Here is a 3,857-nt window from a genome sequence, read left to right as displayed (position 1 = left end):
GGCAGTACCGCGGCAGCGGGCATCGGGAAGTCACGCCAACGCCCAGCGTCATCAATTGGTACTTGTCCGAACTGGAGCTCCCGGGCGGAGTCTGTAAACACGCGGGGTCGGCGCCATTGCGGACCTCCGCCGGTCGATCCCCGGCGTCCGGCTCAACCAGGCCTGGACGTGACGCACCATTGCGTCTTCCGCGGGACGACAAGCCCGTCGAACTAGGTGATCGGTACGAATTTCAACAAGCTCTAACCACAACCGCCCTCCGAGACACAGGCCTCCACCTGCGCTTCTCGAATGCCGGCCGGGTGAGCGATGCCCCTCACGGACATGCTGAAGCAACTTCCCCCTGATATGGCGGCAATGCCGCTCGTGAGCCGGACGGTCAAGTCGGCTCACAGCCCCGTACGAGTGAGCCGGACCCGGCATCACTCGCTTCCAGTCGTGCGCGTTCCCCTTCCCCCGTAGGTCACGGTAACGGCGTTCACGCGTTCAACCACAGCATGCTCAAGATCCAAGCAGCCGTCAAGTTTCTCCCGGCTCCCGGGACCGGAAGGCCGACAGGAACGGGTCCATCGTGCCTGCCGAGATCGGCCCAGAATGCGGAACTAGTGATTCCGCTCACGCCGAGTTCAGCCTCCGGCAAGGAATCCGGCACGCTGCCCGACAATATCGGACCCACGTTAAAGGCCGGTTACGCCGCCGACGGCCGCATCACTGAGACGAAATCGCCAACTGATCACAGTTTTCAATCGAGTTCAGTGGCGCCCTGGACCGATGGTGTGTTAGCTATTGGAACCGGCAACTGTCCTTGGGCCGCGGGACAGATCCCCGACCCTTGGAGTGTCCGACCTTGGAGTGTTCGAGATGACGGCTAGGTCCGAAGCGCCGGTCGATGACCAGACTTCCGCGATACCGGCCGACACCGCTGCGAGAACCACCGAACTCCGCGAGCTGCGCGAGCGGGTCCACCGTGGTCCCGGCGAGAAGGCCACGCAAGCCCAGCACGCCAAGGGCAAGTTGACGGCCCGTGAGCGCATCGGGCTGCTGCTCGACGAGGGCTCGTTCCACGAGGTGGAGCCGCTGCGCCGGCACCGCGCCACCGGCTTCGGCCTGGAGGCGAGGAAACCGCACACGGATGGCGTCGTGGTCGGCTGGGGCACCGTGCACGGCCGCACCGTGTTCACCTACGCCCACGACTTCCGGATCTTCGGCGGCGCCCTGGGCGAGGCGCACGCCCAGAAGATCCACAAGATCATGGACATGGCCCTCGCGGCCGGGGCCCCGCTGGTCTCCCTCAACGACGGCGCGGGCGCCCGTATCCAGGAGGGCGTCACCGCCCTCGCCGGTTACGGCGGAATCTTCCAGCGCAACACCAGGGCCTCGGGTGTCATCCCGCAGATCAGCGTGATGCTGGGCCCGTGCGCCGGTGGCGCCGCCTACAGCCCCGCCCTGACCGATTTCGTCTTCATGGTCCGCGACACCTCGCAGATGTTCATCACAGGCCCGGACGTGGTTCAGGCCGTGACCGGCGAGAAGATCACTCAGAACGGGCTCGGTGGCGCCGACGTCCACTCCGGCGTCTCCGGTGTCGCCCACTCCGCGTACGACGACGAGCAGTCCTGCATCGAGGACGTGCGCTACCTCCTGTCGCTGCTCCCGCAGAACAACCGCGAGATGCCGCCGTCTGTCGACAACGACGACCCGGTCGACCGCCGCAACGACTCCCTCCCCGACCTGGTGCCCGCCGACGGCAATCGCCCGTACGACATGCGCAAGGTCATCGAAGAGTGCGTCGACCACGGTGAGTACATGGAGATCCACGAGCGCTGGGCCACCAACGTCCTGTGCGTTCTCGCCCGGATCGACGGTCATGTCACCGGCATCGTCGCCAACCAGCCGCAGTCACTGGCCGGCGTGCTCGACATCAACGCCAGCGAAAAGGCCGCGCGCTTCGTCCAGATGTGCGACGCCTTCAACATCCCGCTGGTGACGATGGTCGACGTGCCCGGCTTCCTGCCCGGCGTCGGCCAGGAACACGACGGCATCATCCGGCACGGCGCGAAGCTGCTGTACGCGTACTGCAACGCCACCGTGCCACGCATCCAGCTCATCCTCCGCAAGGCATACGGGGGCGCGTACATCGTCATGGATTCCCGCTCCATCGGCGCCGACCTGTCCTACGCCTGGCCGACCAACGAGATCGCCGTCATGGGCGCGGAGGGCGCCGCCAATGTGATCTTCCGCCGCGACATCAGCGGCGCCGAGGACCCCGACGCCGTACGCGCACAGAAGATCAAGGAATACAAGCACGAGCTGATGCACCCGTACTACGCGGCCGAGCGCGGCCTCGTGGACGACGTCATCGATCCGTCCGAGACCCGGAAGGTACTGGCCGCCGCGCTCGCCGTACTGCGCACCAAGCACGCGGATCTACCGAACCGCAAGCACGGCAACCCACCCCAGTGACCGGGGGCTTGGCATCACGCCGCCCCCCGTCCCGTCCGTCAATGATCAGCCAGCAGCCGCTGCAACCACAGGGAGCGTCGTGTCCCGTCGCCTGTTCACCTCGGAGTCCGTGACCGAGGGTCACCCCGACAAGATCGCTGACCAGATCAGCGACACCATTCTCGACGCGCTGCTGCGCGAGGACCCCACGTCCCGCGTGGCCGTCGAGACGCTGCTCACCACCGGCCTGGTGCATGTGGCCGGCGAGGTCACGACAAAGGCGTACGCGCCGATCGCGCAGCTCGTGCGCGACAAGATCCTCGAGATCGGCTACGACTCCTCGGCGAAGGGCTTCGACGGCGCTTCCTGTGGCGTCTCCGTCTCCATCGGCGCGCAGTCCCTGGACATCGCGCAGGGCGTCGACACGGCGTACGAGAAGCGCGTCGGGAGTGCCTCCCGCTCAGACGAAGAGGACGAGCTCGACAAGCAGGGTGCGGGCGACCAGGGCCTGATGTTCGGCTACGCCTGCGACGAGACGCCGGAGCTGATGCCGCTCCCGATCCACCTCGCGCACCGCCTGTCGAAGCGCCTGTCCGAGGTCCGCAGGAACGGCACGATCCCCTACCTGCGCCCGGACGGCAAGACCCAGGTCACCATCGAGTACGACGGCGACAAGGCGGTCCGCCTGGACACGGTCGTGGTCTCCTCCCAGCACGCCTCGGACATCGACCTGGACTCTCTCCTCGCGCCCGACATCCGCGAGTTGGTGGTCGAGCCCGAACTGAAGGCGCTCCTCGACGAGGGCATCAAGCTGGAGACCGAGGGTTACCGCCTGCTGGTCAACCCGACCGGCCGCTTCGAGATCGGCGGCCCGATGGGCGACGCCGGCCTCACCGGCCGCAAGATCATCATCGACACGTACGGCGGCATGGCCCGCCACGGCGGTGGCGCCTTCTCCGGCAAGGACCCGTCCAAGGTCGACCGCTCGGCCGCGTACGCCATGCGCTGGGTCGCCAAGAACGTCGTCGCGGCTGGCCTGGCCTCCCGCTGTGAGGTCCAGGTGGCGTACGCCATCGGCAAGGCCGAGCCGGTCGGTCTGTTCGTGGAGACCTTCGGCACGAACACGGTCGGCACGGACGAGATCGAGTCGGCGATCACCGAGGTCTTCGACCTGCGCCCGGCCGCGATCATCCGCGACCTCGACCTGCTCCGCCCGATCTACGCCCAGACGGCCGCCTACGGCCACTTCGGCCGTGCGCTGCCCGACTTCACGTGGGAGAAGACGGACCGGGTGGACGCACTGCGCAAGGCCGCGGGGCTCTAGTGCCGCGTCAGCCAAGGTTTGCCCGTCAAGGAGCGGCGTCCGGTGCGTGCTCTCGGCGTGCCGGCCGGAAGTCCTCGTACTGGACGTACTT

General features: G+C 67.2%; 2 protein-coding genes. Both read left to right on the top strand.

The features are described 5' to 3' along the window. The first annotated feature begins 861 nt into the window (after positions 1 to 861). A complete protein-coding gene (locus ACZ562_RS20645; RefSeq protein WP_471181012.1) occupies positions 862 to 2,463 on the top strand; it encodes an acyl-CoA carboxylase subunit beta in 1,602 nt (533 codons plus the stop codon). Between the two features lie 79 nt (positions 2,464 to 2,542). Continuing rightward, complete coding sequence (gene metK / locus ACZ562_RS20640; RefSeq protein WP_471181010.1) at positions 2,543 to 3,766, top strand: methionine adenosyltransferase; 1,224 nt, start codon at positions 2,543 to 2,545, stop codon at positions 3,764 to 3,766. The last annotated feature ends 91 nt before the right edge of the window (positions 3,767 to 3,857 follow it).

It is taken from the genome of Streptomyces sp. NPDC040410, from assembly GCF_055595715.1.
The sequence above is the reverse complement of the archived record's forward strand: the minus strand, read 5'-3'. Positions and strand labels throughout refer to the sequence as shown.

Coding starts and splice junctions, on each gene's coding strand:
- ACZ562_RS20645 (WP_471181012.1), top strand. CDS start 862: ATGACGGCTAGGTCCGAAGCGCCGGTCGATGACCAGACTTCCGCGATA.